This window comes from Mesorhizobium sp. C264A, assembly GCF_040324515.1.
GTDB lineage: Bacteria > Pseudomonadota > Alphaproteobacteria > Rhizobiales > Rhizobiaceae > Mesorhizobium.
Genome location: NZ_JAMYVY010000001.1, coordinates 2,687,989 through 2,701,911, shown reverse-complemented (window position 1 = coordinate 2,701,911; position 13,923 = coordinate 2,687,989). Strand labels below are relative to the sequence as shown.

General features: G+C 62.3%; 10 protein-coding genes and 1 pseudogene. 7 read left to right on the top strand and 4 right to left on the bottom strand.

All coding sequences use genetic code 11. The features are described from left to right. Positions 1-54: 54 nt before the first annotated feature. Both NKL04_RS13265 and NKL04_RS13260 read right to left on the bottom strand, forming a co-directional pair. Positions 55-1,143, bottom strand: a complete 1,089-nt coding sequence (locus NKL04_RS13265; RefSeq protein WP_023700669.1) for an HPP family protein — start codon at positions 1,141-1,143, stop codon at positions 55-57. Between the two features lie 224 nt (positions 1,144-1,367). Further along, a complete protein-coding gene (locus NKL04_RS13260; protein ID WP_023700668.1) occupies positions 1,368-2,537 on the bottom strand; it encodes a cystathionine beta-lyase in 1,170 nt (389 codons plus the stop codon). 458 nt (positions 2,538-2,995) lie between these two features. Between NKL04_RS13260 and NKL04_RS13255 the strand changes: the two genes are divergently transcribed. The 5 genes and pseudogenes from NKL04_RS13255 to NKL04_RS13235 all read left to right on the top strand — a co-directional run bounded on the left by NKL04_RS13255 (position 2,996) and on the right by NKL04_RS13235 (position 8,095). Next, complete coding sequence (locus tag NKL04_RS13255; RefSeq protein WP_023671480.1) at positions 2,996-4,024, top strand: amino acid ABC transporter substrate-binding protein; 1,029 nt, start codon at positions 2,996-2,998, stop codon at positions 4,022-4,024. A gap of 62 nt (positions 4,025-4,086) precedes the next feature. Beyond that, a complete protein-coding gene (locus NKL04_RS13250; protein ID WP_023700667.1) occupies positions 4,087-5,274 on the top strand; it encodes an amino acid ABC transporter permease in 1,188 nt (395 codons plus the stop codon). A 4-nt stretch (positions 5,275-5,278) separates the two neighbouring features. Continuing rightward, positions 5,279-6,436, top strand: a complete 1,158-nt coding sequence (locus NKL04_RS13245) for an amino acid ABC transporter permease (protein WP_023700666.1) — start codon at positions 5,279-5,281, stop codon at positions 6,434-6,436. 84 nt (positions 6,437-6,520) lie between these two features. Then, the gene (locus NKL04_RS13240) at positions 6,521-7,324 is read left to right on the top strand and encodes an amino acid ABC transporter ATP-binding protein (RefSeq protein WP_023671483.1); all 804 of its coding nucleotides are present in this window, start codon (positions 6,521-6,523) and stop codon (positions 7,322-7,324) included. A 105-nt stretch (positions 7,325-7,429) separates the two neighbouring features. Beyond that, a pseudogene (locus NKL04_RS13235) lies at positions 7,430-8,095 on the top strand (TIGR02117 family protein). A gap of 223 nt (positions 8,096-8,318) precedes the next feature. On the opposite strand, the gene NKL04_RS13230 reads toward NKL04_RS13235, so the two are convergent. After that, positions 8,319-9,557 carry an FAD-dependent monooxygenase gene (locus NKL04_RS13230; RefSeq protein WP_023700663.1) on the bottom strand — a complete coding sequence of 413 codons (1,239 nt, stop codon included), beginning with the start codon at positions 9,555-9,557 and terminating at the stop codon, positions 8,319-8,321. 19 nt (positions 9,558-9,576) lie between these two features. Then, positions 9,577-9,822 (bottom strand): zinc-finger domain-containing protein, encoded by a 246-nt coding sequence (locus tag NKL04_RS13225; RefSeq protein ID WP_023705697.1) that lies wholly within the window; start codon positions 9,820-9,822, stop codon positions 9,577-9,579. A 234-nt stretch (positions 9,823-10,056) separates the two neighbouring features. Between NKL04_RS13225 and NKL04_RS13220 the strand changes: the two genes are divergently transcribed. Both NKL04_RS13220 and ppx read left to right on the top strand, forming a co-directional pair. Continuing rightward, on the top strand, positions 10,057-12,249 hold the full coding sequence (locus NKL04_RS13220) for an RNA degradosome polyphosphate kinase (protein ID WP_023700662.1): 2,193 nt from the start codon (positions 10,057-10,059) through the stop codon (positions 12,247-12,249). After that, a complete protein-coding gene (ppx, locus tag NKL04_RS13215) occupies positions 12,249-13,781 on the top strand; it encodes an exopolyphosphatase (protein WP_023697723.1) in 1,533 nt (510 codons plus the stop codon). The genes NKL04_RS13220 and ppx overlap by 1 nt, the downstream gene beginning before the upstream one ends. The last annotated feature ends 142 nt before the right edge of the window (positions 13,782-13,923 follow it).

The window sequence follows — 13,923 nt, the reverse complement described above, 5'->3', positions numbered from 1 at the left end:
GATGACATCGCCGGCAAAAGGTTCCCGGCCATTTTCGCCCGGCTCCGACGGCGCCTAGAATACTGCTTCCGCCAGCGGCTTGTCAGCAGCCTGCACTCGCGCCGTGGCCGCAAGCAGGTCGGTCTGCGTGATCAGGCCAAGGATGCGGCTGTCCCCGTCCAAGATGATGACTGCATGGGTGCGGCCGTCGGTGAGCACCGGTAGCAGCGCCATGGCGGGCGTACCGGCGGCGGCGGTCGACGCTGTCGAGGTAACGCTTCCGACGGCTTCGTCGGCTCGCGCCAATTCCCTTAATCCAACGGTGCCGACCAGCCTGGCGTCCTTGTCGACAACCGGCAGCGTGCGGATATTGTGGTCGAGCAGCAGATGACGCGCCCGATCAGCGGACGCGTGTTCATCGACCGAAATCACGTCGCGGGACATGATGTCCTCGCACAACATGGTTCGGTGTGCGCGCATCGCCGCTTGCAGTTCGACCTGTCGCAGCAGCTGTTCGAGATCGTTGCGGTCGATGTCGAAGGTCTCGTCGAGCGCAGCCAGCGCGGCATCGATGTCCTCGGCCCGGAAGCCGATGCGCTCCTGAGCCGGCGGATCGATGGTTCCGTGCGTGCTTTTCGGGGCAGGGGCCGGCACATGCGGGTAGCTGCGTCGCGACAGCCTGTGGAAAGCATAGCCGAGCGCGACCAGCATCATGGAGTTCAGCGCCACCGGCACGAACGGAAACAGGAAGCCCGCACCGATCACGGCCGGCCCGCCGAGCACGGCGGTCAGTGCGGCGGCTCCGCCCGGCGGATGCAGGCAGCGCGAGAACGACATGGCGGCGATCGCCATCGCCACGGCAATGCCCGTGGCGAGAACGGGCTGATGGACGAAATGGGCCACGATCACGCCGACCAGCGCCGATATTGTATTGCCGCCGATGATCGACCATGGCTGCGCCAGCGGGCTTGCAGGCACCGCAAACAGCAGCACCGCCGACGCCCCCATCGGCGCCACCAGCAGCGGCACATGCGGGCCATTGCCAAGCACCAGCGCGCCGATCGCGCCGGTCAGCGCAATGCCGATCATCGCCCCGATGCAGGCGATGAGGCGCTCGCGCAGCGTCGCGCCGGCGAGAATGGGGACAAAGAGACGAAAGGCCATGGCAAGCTCAGTCAGGCTGGAATTGTGCGCGCAGCGCCTGCAATGGCGTTGGACCGACGATTTTGAAAGTCAAACCGATCCGAAAAAGCGCGCATTGGGGAAATAACATTGCGCTTGGTCGACCCATGAGCGGCTTTGCGACGTCGATCGCCTGCGAAAGTCGCTCGCCAACCCTTTCAACGGGTTGGGCGACCAGCGGAATCAGCTTCGCAAGTTTGCTGGTGTCATGCCGCAGCGGCCGCTTCCAGCCCGCGCAGGATATCGGCCTTGAGGTCCTCGACATCCTCGAGCCCGATCTGCAGCCGGATCAGCGGGCCGTCATAGGGGCCCTTGGCGACGGTACGGTCGCCGAGGAAGACCGGCACGGCAAGGCTCTCATAGCCGCCCCAGGAATAGCCGAGACCGAAGATTTTCAACGCATCGAGGAAGGCATGCTGCTGTCTCTGGCCGCCGCCTTTGAGCACGATGGAAAAGATGCCGCTCGAGCCGGAAAAATCACGCTTCCACACCGCGTGGTCGGGGTGGCTGGGAAGCGCCGGGTGCAGCACGCGGGCCACGCCGGGCTGGCCTTCAAGCCAGGTGGCAATCGAAAGCGCGCTCTTTTGATGGTGATCCAGCCGAACGCCCATCGTGCGCAGGCCGCGCAGGACTTGGTAGACGTCGTCGGGGCCGGCGCAGCAGCCCATCGTGTAGAACGTCTCGCAAAGCTGCTTCCAGCAGTTGGCATTGGCAGACACTGTGCCCAGCAGCACGTCCGAATGCCCGGCCGGATATTTCGTCGCCGCATGGATCGAGATATCGACGCCGTGGTCGAGCGGACGGAAATAGAGCGGCGTTGCCCAGGTGTTGTCCATCATGACGATGGCGCCCGTTTCATGCGCCGCCTTGGCGATCGCCGGAACGTCCTGCACCTCGAAGGTGTTGGAGGCCGGTGATTCCGTAAACACGACTTTGGTGTTCGGCTTGATCAAGCTGGCGATGCCGGCGCCGGCATGCGGATCGTAATACTCGACCTCGACACCCAGCCGCTTCAGCATCGTGTCGGCGAAATTGCGGGTCGGATGGTAGACGGAATCGACAATCAGGATGTGATCGCCTGCCGAGAGAAACGCCAGCAACGGGACGGTCACCGCCGCCAGGCCCGACGGCACGATTATTGTGCCGGCGGAGCCTTCCAGCGCGTCGATCGCATGCGCCAACGCATCGGTGGTCGGCGTGCCGCGTGTGCCATAGGTGTATTTCTGGCTGCGCGCCGCCATCACCGACGCATTGGGATAGAGCACGGTCGAGGCATGCACGATCGGCGGATTGACGAAGCCGAAATAGTCGTGCGGATTGTTGCCCGAATGGGCAAGCCGCGTGTTGATACCCATTTCGTTGCCGTCAGTCGCCATTTCTCTTCGCCTTGTGGTGAAAGCGCTAGCCATAGAGCGGCGGCATTGGCCGTGCAACAGCGGGCGCCCGCCAGGCGGTGCCCTTTGCATAGGCCAATTCCCCCATGAATAGTCTGGAAAGCGTGGCGATCCAGAGCCGCGGATTTCATGAGTGGATGTGGATTAGCGTCGACGGACTTTGCCGGTTTTATTTGCGGGGCTTGCTGCTTTCCTGATGCTGTTGTCTGCAATTCAGGCATTTGCGGCAATTGGTTTTCAAAGCTGTCGTGAAACGGTCATTTCCCTTGACCTCACAGAGATAATCGCCTTCGATGCAGTTCGTGAATGGGAGGGGCCGGGCGTCGGTTACGACGCGAGGTTCCGGAATGAGCCGGATGGGAGCCGGGTTCACGCGGGAAAAGATCAGGATTTGCCTGAGGATCAGGGTTTACCTGAAAACAGAAAAGGGTCTGTGGGTTATGAAACATATTGCAATTGGCATTCTCGGTGCCGCTGCGCTTGGATGGATGGCTTCGGCCGCGTCGGCGACAACGCTCGATACCGTCAAGGCGAAGGGCTTCATCCAGTGCGGTGTCTCGACGGGCCTGGCCGGCTTCTCGGCGCCTGACGACAAAGGCGATTGGAAAGGCATCGACGCGGATTTCTGCCGCGCTGTCGCTGGTGCAGTCTTCGGCGATGCCTCCAAGGTCAAGTTCACGCCGCTCAGCGCCAAGGAGCGCTTCACCGCGTTGCAGTCGGGCGAGATCGATCTCCTGTCGCGCAACACCACATGGACCATCAATCGCGATACCGCGCTTGGCCTGAACTTCATCGGCGTCACCTATTATGACGGCCAGGGTTTCATGATCAACGCCAAGAAACTGCCTGGCGTCAATTCGGCGCTGCAGCTTTCAGGTGCGGCAGTCTGCGTGCAGAGCGGCACCACGACCGAGCTCAACCTCGCCGATTACTTCAAGGCGAACAAGATGGAGTACAACCCGGTCGTCTTCGAAAAGCTGGAAGAGGTCAACGCTGCCTATGACGCCGGCCGCTGCGACGTCTACACCACCGACCAATCCGGCCTCTATGGCATCCGCCTGACGCTGAGTGCGCCGGCCGACCATGTCGTGCTGCCCGAGATCATCTCCAAAGAGCCGCTCGGCCCCGCCGTACGCCAGGGGGACGACCAGTGGTACCACATCGTCAAGTGGACCTACTTCGCCCTGTTGCAGGCAGAGGAACTGGGCATCACCCAGGCCAATGTCGAAGAGATGAAGACCTCCGATAATCCGGAGATCAAGCGCGTGCTCGGTCAGGAAGCCGAAACCAAGATCGGAACCGACCTTGGCGTGAGCAATGACTGGGTCGTCAACATCGTCAAGGCAGTCGGCAATTACGGTGAGATGTTCGAGCGCAATGTCGGCACCGGCAGCCCGCTGAAGATCGCGCGCGGCATCAATGCGCTGTGGACCAAGGGCGGCCTGCAATACGCACCGCCGATCCGCTGATCGAAATGTGATCCGGAAGGCAGATCATCTGCCTTCCGGTTTCTCTTTCCAGGGGATGAGCAATGGCATCGCAGGAAGTTCTTCGCGAGGAGCCGAGCCGCGGTTCCTTCATCAACGATCCGAAAGTCCGCGGGTTTTTCTTCCAGGCGGTGGTTGTCATCTTGCTGGTGGCGGGCGTCTGGTGGATCGTCCACAACGTCATCGTCAACCTGCAGCGCCTGCATATTACTTCCGGTTTTGGCTTCCTGAACAACCGAGCAGGCTTTGACATTCCAGTCAGGCCCATCGCTTATGATTCTGATTCGACCTATGGCCAGGCCATTGTCGTCGGGCTTATCAACACCATTATCGTCGCCGTTGCCGGCATTATCACCGCGACCATCATTGGCTTCATTGTCGGCGTCGGCCGGTTATCGCGCAACTGGCTGGTTCGCAAGATTTGCACGGTCTATGTCGAGGTGTTCCGCAACATCCCGCCGCTGCTGGTGATCTTCTTCTGGTATTCAGGCGTGCTCGCGGTACTGCCGGCGCCTCGCGACAGTTTCAATTTGCCGTTCGGCTCTTTCCTCAACCAACGCGGTTTCTATTTTCCGCGCGCTATCTGGGGCGACGGCTCCTGGCTGATGTTTGTCGCCTTGCTTGTCGGCATCGCCATGGCTTTTTTTGTCGCGCGCACGGCACGCCAGCGGCAAATGGCAACCGGCCAGCAGTTTCCCGTATTCTGGACTTCGGCGGCGCTGATCGTCGGCCTTCCGCTCCTGGCCTATTCGCTGAGCGGCTTTCCCTTGAGCTTCGACTTTCCAAAGCAATCGACCTTCAACCTGACCGGAGGCTTTCAGATCGGGCCGGAGTTCCTGTCTCTCTATTTGGCGCTGTCCTGTTACACGGCCTCCTTCATCGCCGAGATCGTGCGCGCCGGCATTCTCGGCGTCAGCAAGGGTCAGACCGAAGCGGCTGGCGCCCTGGGGCTGCGGCCGGGATCTATCCTGCGGCTTGTCGTCGTTCCCCAAGCCATGCGGATCGTCATCCCGCCGCTGACCAGCCAGTATCTCAACCTGACAAAGAACTCGTCGCTGGCCATTGCCATCGGTTACCCCGACCTGACGGCGATCGCCGGCACAGTGCTGAATCAGACCGGTCAAGCGGTCGAGGGTGTGCTGATCATGATGGTCGTCTATCTCATCATCAGCCTGGTGACGTCGGCGGTGATGAATGTGGTCAACGCCAGGATGGCGCTGGTGGAGAGGTAAGACCATGCAGGAACATGATACCTCCTGGGTGCGGACCGAAATGGCACTCGCTCAACAAGCCCCGGCCGGCGTGCGGGGGCCTTTGGCCTGGGTTCGCAAGAACCTGATCGGTTCGGTGGGCGACGTCATCCTGACTGTAGTGGCTATTGCGCTGGTGGTGATGATCGTGCCGCCCGTCGTCAACTGGGCCTTCATCAACGCCCAGTGGACGGGGCCGGACCGGACTGTATGCGCCACGGTGGCGCAAGGCGGCATCCAGCCGGACGGCTGGTCAGGCGCCTGCTGGGCCTTCGTCAACGCGAAGTTCGGCCAGTTGATGCTTGGCCGCTATCCCCTGGAAGAGCGCTGGCGGCCGATCCTGGTCGCCGTCCTGTTCGTGGCGCTGCTGGTGCCGTTGCTGATGCCACGCGTGCCGCGCAAGGGGTTGAACGCCATTCTTCTATTCCTGGCATTGCCGATCATCGCGTTCGTGCTCCTGGTCGGCGGCATCTTCGGCCTGCCGCATGTGGAGACCCAGCTATGGGGCGGGCTGCTGGTGACGCTGAGCCTGTCCTTTGTCGGCATTGCCGTGTCGCTGCCGATGGGCATCGTGCTGGCGCTTGGCCGGCGCTCCAAGATGCCGATCGTCAAGACACTGTGCGTGGTCTTTATCGAGTTCGTTCGCGGCATCCCGCTGATCACCGTTTTGTTCTTTGCCAGCGTCATGCTGCCGCTGTTTCTGCCCGCCGGGGTTTCGTTCGACAAATATCTCAGGGCGCTGATCGGCGTCTCGCTGTTTGCCGCCGCCTATATGGCCGAAGTGGTGCGCGGCGGCCTGCAGGCGATCCCCAAGGGCCAGTATGAGGGTGCGGATTCGCTTGGCCTGGGCTACTGGCAGAAGATGGTGCTGATCGTGCTGCCGCAGGCACTGAAGCTGGTCATCCCCGGCATCGTCAATACCTTCATCGGTATGTTCAAGGACACAAGCCTCGTCATCATCATCTCGATGTTTGACCTGCTTGGCGTCGTCAAGCAGAACTTCTCGGACGCCAATTGGGCGACCCCACAGACCGCGAGATCCGGTCTCATCTTTGCAGCCTTCGTCTTCTGGCTGTTCTGCTTCGGCATGTCGCGGTATTCGATGTACACGGAACGCCGGCTCGACACCGGCCACAAACGTTGATGCATGTCGCCCAAAAGTGTTTAGCGGTTTTGGGACAACGACATGCATCATAGCTAAAAGACAGAACAAAAAGGGGAACCTGCCATGGTCATAGAAAACGCCGTCAGCGCCGAAGAGATCAAGGTCGATGCCAAGAAGATGCACATCTCGACCACCGATGTCGCAATCGACATCATCGGCATGCACAAATGGTATGGCGAGTTCCATGTGCTGAAGGACATCAACCTCAAGGTGATGCGCGGCGAGCGCATCGTCATCTGCGGTCCTTCGGGCTCGGGCAAATCGACCATGATCCGCTGCATCAACCGGCTGGAAGAGCACCAGAAGGGCAAGATCATCGTCGACGGCAAGGAACTCACCAACGATCTCAAGAAGATCGACGAGGTGCGCCGCGAGGTCGGCATGGTGTTCCAGCACTTCAACCTGTTCCCGCATCTGACCATCCTGGAGAACTGCACATTGGCACCGATCTGGGTGCGCAAGACGCCGAAGAAGCAGGCCGAGGAAATCGCCATGCACTTCCTCAAGCGCGTCAAGATCCCCGAACAGGCCAACAAATATCCGGGCCAGCTGTCGGGCGGCCAGCAGCAGCGCGTGGCGATCGCGCGTTCGCTGTGCATGAACCCGCGCATCATGCTGTTCGATGAGCCGACCTCGGCGCTCGATCCAGAAATGATCAAGGAAGTGCTGGAGACGATGGTGGGCCTGGCCGAGGAAGGCATGACCATGCTGTGCGTCACCCACGAAATGGGCTTTGCCCGCAAGGTCGCCAACCGGGTGATCTTCATGGATCAGGGCCAGATCGTCGAACAGAACACGCCGGCCGAGTTCTTCGACCATCCGCGCCACGAGCGCACCAAGCTGTTTCTGTCGCAGATCCTGCACTGAGCATTTTCATGCGAACCAAAAGAGCCCGGCCGTAATGCGGCCGGGCTCTTTTGCTATCTGGGGTCGGGGTTGATCTTCTCCATTGAAACACAAAGCCGGCGCCGCATGAGAAAAGCCCTGCGTTTCGTGGCCATGCTGATTATCGTGGTCGCGCTCGCTGCCACGCTCGGCACGCTGGTGCCGCGTCCGCTGTGACCGGCGTCAGCGGCGGGTGAGGGCACGCGCCAAATTCTGGTGCTGGAGAATCCGATCCACACCGACATCGCCATTCCCGTCGATGACGAGGTGCGCCGGCGCTTCCATTTCCTGGTCGCTGCCGGCATCCCTGTCGACGCCCCGGAAGTGCGCTACATCGTCTTTGGCTGGGGCGGCCGGGCCTTCTATCTGGAGACGCCGAGCTGGTCGCAGCTGAAAGCAGTGCCCGTCCTCAAGGCGCTGACACTGGACGCCTCGGTCATGCATGTCGATATCGCCGGGACCATCGCCGAGCCGCACCCTGCTGTCACCGGTTTCGACATCGATGAGGAACGTTTTGCAGCGCTGCTCGACTATATCGACGCGAGTTTCCAGCATGGGCCGCATGGTCCGGTCGTCATCGAGAACGCCGCCTATTCCAGCTTCGACCGCTTCTTCGAGGCGAACGGCCAATTCAACGCGCTTGTCGGCTGTAACACCTGGACAGCCGCCGGCCTGCGCACCGCCGGCCTGCGCACCGGCTGGTGGAACCCGCTGCCGGCCTCGCTGCGATTTTCAATGCGGCTGTATAATTAGCAGCTCCTACGCCGCACCCCGACAGTGTTGGATCTTTTGAAGTCAGCGGGACGGCCCCCCCTCTGGCCAGCCGGCCATCTCCCCCGCAAGGGGGGAGATCAGCCGTTTTGCCCGCGGCGCTCCTGCTGCAACGCCGGCGATTTTGGCGAAGGCGACGGCGACATCCAATCTCCCCCCTTGCGGGGGAGATGTCCGGCAGGACAGAGGGGGGTGGGAAGGATCGCTACGTCGACGATCTGGACTGCCGAGTGTCCGCTCGCCATCCATAGAGCCAGTCGAGGTCGGCGGCGAGCTTGTCGGGCGAGCGCATGGCCAGGAACAGATTGCGGGCGATCGCCACCGGGCCGGCAGCATGCCAGGCGAGGCGGTTTACGGCCCCACGACGCGCGGCCTTGGCGACACGCGGCCGCCGAAGATTTTCCCAGATTTGAAAACTTCTGGGCAGATCGCCAGGGAAATCGGCGATAGCGTCGGCAAGCGTGATGGCATCCTCGATCGCCATTGCCGCGCCCTGCGCGGCAAACGGCGTCATCGCGTGCGCGGCGTCGCCGATCAGCGCGATGCCCTGCGGGCTCGTCCACCGCTTCTGTTCGACGGTGTGGATCGGAAAGGCCGTCCATGGGCCGGCCAGTGCCACAAGCTTCGTCAGGCCCGGCGCGGTGCCGCGCAGGGCAGCCGTGAGTATCGCGGGATCGGCATGGCCCGACCAACCTTCGGCCATGCGCTCACCCTTGGTGAAGGCGGCGAGATTGAAGGCCCGGCCTTTGCTGACGGGGTAGGCGACCATGTGGAAGCCAGGATGCAGGAACGTGGTGACGCAGTCGGCGGCGCCGATCGCGACAAAGGCTTCTCCGGCCGCACCGTCGGCCGCGATCGTGACTCGCCAGGCGAGTTCGCCCGAAAAACGGCTTTTGACGAAGTCCTCGCCTGCGAGTTGCGCCCTGACCGCCGACCAGACGCCGTCGGCGCCGACCAGCAGTTTGCCGCGTGCCTCGATCTCGCGGCCGTCCACTTCGGCGGTCACGGCGACATATTGCGCGTCTTTGACGATGCCGGTCACGCGGGCGCCGGTGATGAGCTCAATCTCCGGCCGTTCAGCCATTTGCGGCAACAGCGCTGCCTGCAGATCTGCGCGGTGAGCAACGAGATAAGGCGACTGCCAGCGCGCATCGGCGGCGCGCCCGAGCGGTACCCGCGCCAGCTCACGCAGCGTCGCTGCATCCTTCAGCACCACCGCTTCGGGCCGCGAGGCTGCCGGCAGCAGCCGGTCGAGAACGCCGAGCTTTCCAAGGATGCACGTCGCATTGGGCGAAAGCTGGATGCCTGCGCCGGCCGCGTCGAGGTGCTGTGCCTGTTCGATCAGCTTTACCGGATAACCCCGTCCGGCGAAGGCAAGGGCAGCGGTCAGCCCGGCGATGCCGGCCCCGGCGATTATGACCTGCCGGGACCTGATGTCTTCCATCGGGCTTGTCGCGGAAGGATCAGGCGGCCTGGTCGATATAAAGGCAACCAGCCGGCAGCGTTTCCGTCGCCCTCAGCTTCGCCGAATAGCGGTAGAGCGTCGAGCAGTAGGGACAGACCTTTTCATTGTCGTCGCCCATGTCGAGGAACACATGTGGGTGGTCGAAGGGCGGGTTGGCGCCGGTGCACATGAATTCCTTGACGCCGATGTCGATTGCCGGATGGCCCGCATCGTTCTGGAAATGGGGAATGGAACCGCCTGCCATCGTCGTCTCCTTGATCTCGTCGAAAAGCATCTGGAACATAACAGGCCTGTTTGCAAGATCGATGAAATGAAACTGTCGCAAAAGCCTGTCAGAGGATACGTTGAGCCGGTTAAGTGCATGTCCCTGAAATCGGAACGGTTTTCGCCGAAGGGGTCATGCGTCACAAAAGCGTGTTAGAGGCATGGCACGTCCAACGGCGCTCCAAGGGACGGTTGGCGGGGAAGAGCAGGAACCATGAACGAACTGAAGCCGGTGCAGAGCGAATTCATCAATGTCGAGGTGGCGAGCCCCGAGGGCGGCAACCCCGATCGGTTCGTCAACCGTGAGTTCTCCTGGCTGCAGTTCAACCGGCGTGTGCTCGAGGAATCACAGAACGAGCACCATCCGCTGCTCGAACGCGTCCGTTTCCTGTCGATTTCGGCCGCCAATCTCGATGAATTCTTCATGGTCCGCGTCGCCGGCCTTGCGGGCCAGGTGCGCGAAGGCATTGCGCTAAAGAGCCCCGACGGCCGCACGCCGGAGCAGCAGCTGGAACAATTGCTGCGCGAGGTCGAGCGGCTGCAGGAGGACCAGCAGAACAGCCTTTCGGCGCTGATGTTGCTGCTCAACAAGGAAGGCATTGAGAGCATCACCCGCGATGCACTGACCAAGGATGAAAAAGTCTGGCTGGAAGACCATTTCCAGGACCAGGTTTTCCCGGTGCTGACTCCACTGTCGATCGACCCGGCGCATCCGTTTCCGTTCATTCCCAATCTCGGCTTCTCGATGGCGCTGCAATTGCGCCATCGCAAGAATGGCGAGGAGATGAGCGCGCTTCTGCGCCTGCCGGTGGCGCTGAAGCGCTTCATCCGTCTGCCCGACCGCAAGCAGCACGTTCGCTTCATTCCGTTGGAGGAGGCTGTCGGCCTCTATATCGGCAAGCTGTTCCCCGGCTATGAGGTCAAGGGTTCCGGCACCTTCCGCATCATCCGGGACAGCGATATCGAGGTCGAGGAAGAGTCGGAAGATCTCGTGCGCCTGTTCGAGACGGCGCTGAAGCGGCGCCGCCGCGGTTCGGTCATCCGCATCGAATTCGACAAGTCGATGCCCGGCGAATTGCGCGAGTTCGTCGCCGGCGAGCTTGGCGTCTCTTCGAGCCGCATCAGCGTTCTGACCGGCCCGCTGGCGCTCAGCCAGATTTCCGAGATCGTCGCCGTGCCACGCGACGACCTGAAGTTCACCCCCTACAATCCACGCTTTCCCGAGCGCATCCGCGAGCATGGCGGCGACTGTTTCGCGGCCATCCGCGAGAAGGACATCGTCGTCCACCACCCCTATGAATCCTTCGACGTGGTGGTCCAATTCCTGCGCCAGGCGATGGCCGACCCCGAGGTGGTGGCGATCAAGCAGACGCTCTACCGCACCTCCAACGACAGCCCGATCGTGCGCGCCTTGGTCGACGCGGCCGAGGCCGGCAAGTCGGTAACCGCCCTGGTCGAGCTCAAGGCGCGCTTCGACGAGGAAGCCAACATCCGCTGGGCGCGCGACCTCGAACGCGCCGGCGTCCAGGTCGTGTTCGGCTTCCTCGAACTCAAAACCCATGCGAAAATGTCGCTAGTAGTGCGGCGCGAGGACGGCAAGCTGCGCAACTATGTCCATCTCGGCACCGGCAACTACCATCCGGTGACCGCGCGCATCTACACCGACCTGTCCTTCTTCACCACCGATCCGACGATCGCGCGCGATGTGGCCCAGCTGTTCAACTTCATCACCGGCTATGCCGAGCCGACCGATGAGATGCGGATCGCCATCTCGCCGTTTACGCTGCGCAGCCGTATCCTCAAGCACATTGCCGACGAGGTCGCCTACGCGCTGGCTGGCCGTCCGGCGCGCATCTGGATGAAGATGAACGCGCTCGTCGATCCCAACATCATCGACGCGCTCTATGACGCCAGCCGTGCCGGCGTCGAGATCGATCTCGTCGTGCGCGGCATCTGCTGCCTGCGGCCGCAGGTGCCCGGCCTGTCGGAAAACATCAGGGTCAAGTCGATCGTCGGCCGCTTCCTCGAACACAGCCGCATCTATTGCTTCGGCAACGGCCATGGCCTGCCGTCGGACGAGGCGATCGTCTACATCGCCTCGGCCGACTTGATGCCACGCAATCTCGACCGCCGCGTCGAGACCATGGTGCCGATCACCAATCCGACGGTGCATGAACAGATCCTTGGCCAGATCATGCTGGGCAACATCATGGACAACCAGCAAAGTTTCGACGTATTGGCTGACGGAACCTCCCGGCGCGTCGTGCTGGAGGAGGGTGAGGAACCGTTCAACGCGCAGGAATATTTCATGACCAATCCGAGCCTGTCGGGACGGGGTGACGCGCTGAAGTCGCATGCGCCCAAGCGCATCGCGCAGTTTAAGCGTCGCAAGAAGAACACCGGCTGATGATTTCAACGTCCCAAGGCCGGCTGCAGGATCGCCGGCCGCTGTCCATCATCGACATCGGCTCGAACTCGATCCGCCTTGTCGTCTATGAAGGGTTGGCGCGCTCGCCGACCTTGCTGTTCAACGAAAAGATGCTGGCCGGCCTCGGCCGCGGCATCGTTTCGACCGGCAAGCTCGATCCCGAGGCGGTGACGCGCTCGATGGAGGAGTTCCGCCGTTTCCGCGCGCTCTCCGATCAGGCGGGTGCGGAGCACATGTTTGTGCTGGCAACAGCCGCGGCCCGCGAAGCGATCAACGGCCCCGATTTCATCCACCGCGCCCAGGATGTGCTCAAGACCGAGATCCGCGTGCTCACTGGCCGGCAGGAGGCGCATTATTCGGCGCTTGGCGTCATTTCGGGCTTCCACCCCGCCAATGGCATTGCCGGTGATCTTGGCGGCGGCAGCCTGGAGCTTATCGACATCAATGGCGAGGCGATCGGCGACGGCATCACGCTGCCGCTGGGTGGCCTGCGGCTGCAGGACATGGCCAGGAATTCGCTCGCCCAGGCGGCAAAGATCACCCGCGACGAACTGGCGCGCGCCAAATTGTTGAAGGGCGGGCTGGGACGGCCCTTTTACGCCGTTGGCGGCACCTGGCGAAACCTTGCCCGGCTGCACATGGAAATGACCAACTACCCGCTTGGCGTCATGCACCACTATGAGATCGGTGTCGAAAGCGCCGCCAATTTCCTGAAGCAGGTGGCGAAAGGCGAGATCGAGAAGGTCAAGGGCATCGAAGGTGTGTCGAAGAACCGCCGTTCGTTGCTGCCCTATGGCGCGGTCGTGCTGCAGGAGATCATGGCGGCGATGCAGCCGTCGAAGATCATCGTCTCGGCATTGGGCGTGCGCGAAGGGTTTCTCTATTCGCTGCTCGACCCTGCCGAGCAGAAGGCCGATCCGCTGGTCTCCGCTTCGGAGGAACTGGCGCGGCTGCGGTCGCGCTCGGTCACCCATGCGCATGAGCTTGTCGAATGGACGGACAAGACCTTTGCCGCCTTCGGCATCGACGAGACGGAGGATGAGGCGCGCTATCGCCACGCTGCCTGTCTGCTGGCCGATATAGGCTGGCGCGCGCACCCGGAATATCGCGGCAAGCAGTCGCTCAACATCATTGCCCACGCCTCCTTCATTGGCGTCGATCACCCCGGCCGTGCCTTCCTGGCGCTGGTCGGCCTGTTCCGCCACGAAGGCGTGTTCAACGATGCGGCGCCGGAAATCCGCGGCCTGGCGACGCCGCGCTATCTCGAGCGCGCCCGCATCCTGGCGGCGGTGCTGCGCGTCGTCTATCTGCTGACTGCGGCCATGCCCGGCGTCATGCCGCGGCTGAAATGGGAAAACCGCGGCAATGGCACGTTGGCGCTGGTGCTGCCGGCCTCACTTTCCGATCTTTACGGCGAACGCCCGGCAGGACGGCTGGCGCAACTGGCGCGGATCACCAACCGCCGGCTGGTGCTGGCGGTCGAGGGTGGGCAGAGCGTGTCGGTGAAGTAGGCGCGGCCTGACAGCAAAACCATGTCGTCGTCGGCCTCGCGTTCGAGGACCGGCTTCCTCAATCCGTCGCTGCTTCGCACCGCCACCTTCCCCCTCCGGAGGGAAAGGAAGGGAGCCTCGTTGGAAAGCGTTGGCGGCAATA

Coding starts and splice junctions, on each gene's coding strand:
- NKL04_RS13265 (WP_023700669.1), bottom strand. CDS start 1,143: ATGGCCTTTCGTCTCTTTGTCCCCATTCTCGCCGGCGCGACGCTGCGC.
- NKL04_RS13260 (WP_023700668.1), bottom strand. CDS start 2,537: ATGGCGACTGACGGCAACGAAATGGGTATCAACACGCGGCTTGCCCAT.
- NKL04_RS13255 (WP_023671480.1), top strand. CDS start 2,996: ATGAAACATATTGCAATTGGCATTCTCGGTGCCGCTGCGCTTGGATGG.
- NKL04_RS13250 (WP_023700667.1), top strand. CDS start 4,087: ATGGCATCGCAGGAAGTTCTTCGCGAGGAGCCGAGCCGCGGTTCCTTC.
- NKL04_RS13245 (WP_023700666.1), top strand. CDS start 5,279: ATGCAGGAACATGATACCTCCTGGGTGCGGACCGAAATGGCACTCGCT.
- NKL04_RS13240 (WP_023671483.1), top strand. CDS start 6,521: ATGGTCATAGAAAACGCCGTCAGCGCCGAAGAGATCAAGGTCGATGCC.
- NKL04_RS13230 (WP_023700663.1), bottom strand. CDS start 9,557: ATGGAAGACATCAGGTCCCGGCAGGTCATAATCGCCGGGGCCGGCATC.
- NKL04_RS13225 (WP_023705697.1), bottom strand. CDS start 9,822: ATGGCAGGCGGTTCCATTCCCCATTTCCAGAACGATGCGGGCCATCCG.
- NKL04_RS13220 (WP_023700662.1), top strand. CDS start 10,057: ATGAACGAACTGAAGCCGGTGCAGAGCGAATTCATCAATGTCGAGGTG.
- ppx (WP_023697723.1), top strand. CDS start 12,249: ATGATTTCAACGTCCCAAGGCCGGCTGCAGGATCGCCGGCCGCTGTCC.